This is a genomic window from Thalassobacterium maritimum, from assembly GCF_031127805.1.
GTDB classification, from domain to species: Bacteria; Verrucomicrobiota; Verrucomicrobiia; order Opitutales; family Coraliomargaritaceae; genus Thalassobacterium; species Thalassobacterium maritimum.
This window is the reverse complement of record NZ_JARXHW010000157.1, coordinates 1-1,140: the sequence shown is the minus strand read 5'-3', so window position 1 is coordinate 1,140 and position 1,140 is coordinate 1. Positions and strand designations below refer to the sequence as shown.

At 49.2% G+C, this 1,140-nt stretch carries 1 protein-coding gene; it reads right to left on the bottom strand.

Annotated elements, in window-relative coordinates; all coding sequences use genetic code 11:
• Positions 1-38 precede the first annotated feature (38 nt).
• The gene (locus QEH52_RS19795; RefSeq protein ID WP_308952691.1) at positions 39-1,085 is read right to left on the bottom strand and encodes an IS630 family transposase; all 1,047 of its coding nucleotides are present in this window, start codon (positions 1,083-1,085) and stop codon (positions 39-41) included.
• Positions 1,086-1,140: the final 55 nt, after the last annotated feature.

Below are 1,140 nucleotides of genomic sequence, written 5' to 3'. Positions count from 1 at the left end.
TAATACCATTTCTAAAAATGTTTGATCCTATAGTGACCTCAGGTAGCGTTTGCTGAAGCGCGTATCCATCCGTTGCCAAACAAGCTTATGACTTTGAGTGGTTGCTCCCACCAGTCCTGCAAGTGCAGTCCAACGACTTTATCCAGTCGCTGAATTGTGGGCCACAGCTTATTTGCTGTGTGATCCTGTATCAAATCCCAGAGTTTCTCAATGGGGTTCAGCTCAGGACTGTAAGGTGGTAGTGTCACGATTTGGATGCCCTCTGGTATCATTTCGTGCGAAGAATCTTTAGGGTGAAAGCCAGCCCCGTCCCAAACAACAATGTGCTCATGCTCGGGATATTGTGCTTTGATTTGTTCAAGGAAGGCCTTCGTCCACTGCATATTCACACTCGGGGTCTGAAGGAATACAGTTTTGCCTTCGACCGGATCAAGCGCCCCGTAGCAATAGCTCCAGTCGTATTTGCTTTGCCAAAGCTTGTGCGGGCGCAGCCCTTTGAGTGTCCAGACTCGCCGATGGTTTGGAAGTAGACCGTAGCGACTTTCGTCCGCAAACCAGATTTTGACCGGCTTCTTGCCTGTGACAGGAAGCTGCTTAAGAATCCCCAAGAAGTTACGTTTAAACGCCTCTGCCTTGGCCGAGTCCCTTTTCTCATGCACGGGGCGGGGAACTCGAAGCACCCCCGCGCATTTTTTTAACCAAACCCAAACCGTTTTGTATTTGAAACGTTGTTCGAAGTGCTTCTCCAGTTCATCGCGAGCTTGGCCAGCGGTATTCCAGCGGGCTTTCTCGAGGCCTTTCATCAAATAGGCCTCGACCTCTTCATTCAAATTGCTGGGACGACCGGGGCTGCACTTACGCTCAAGCACAGCTTCGATCCCTCCTTCGCGAAACCTCGCAAACCAACGCTTCACACTAGGTTCGCTAACTCCCAAGCTCTCGGCGATGAACGCATTGCTGTTCTCGCCGTTAAAACCCATCTTCAAAGCTACTAGACGAGTCTGTTTCCAACCCGGATTATTCTCTTTGAGCAGAACTTTAACTTTTTGGCGATCTGCTGGTTCGCCTAGTCGTCGACGTCGCATTCAGTCAAAATACTCTAAGCACTATGTAGGTCAATATTTTTTCGAAATGGTATAA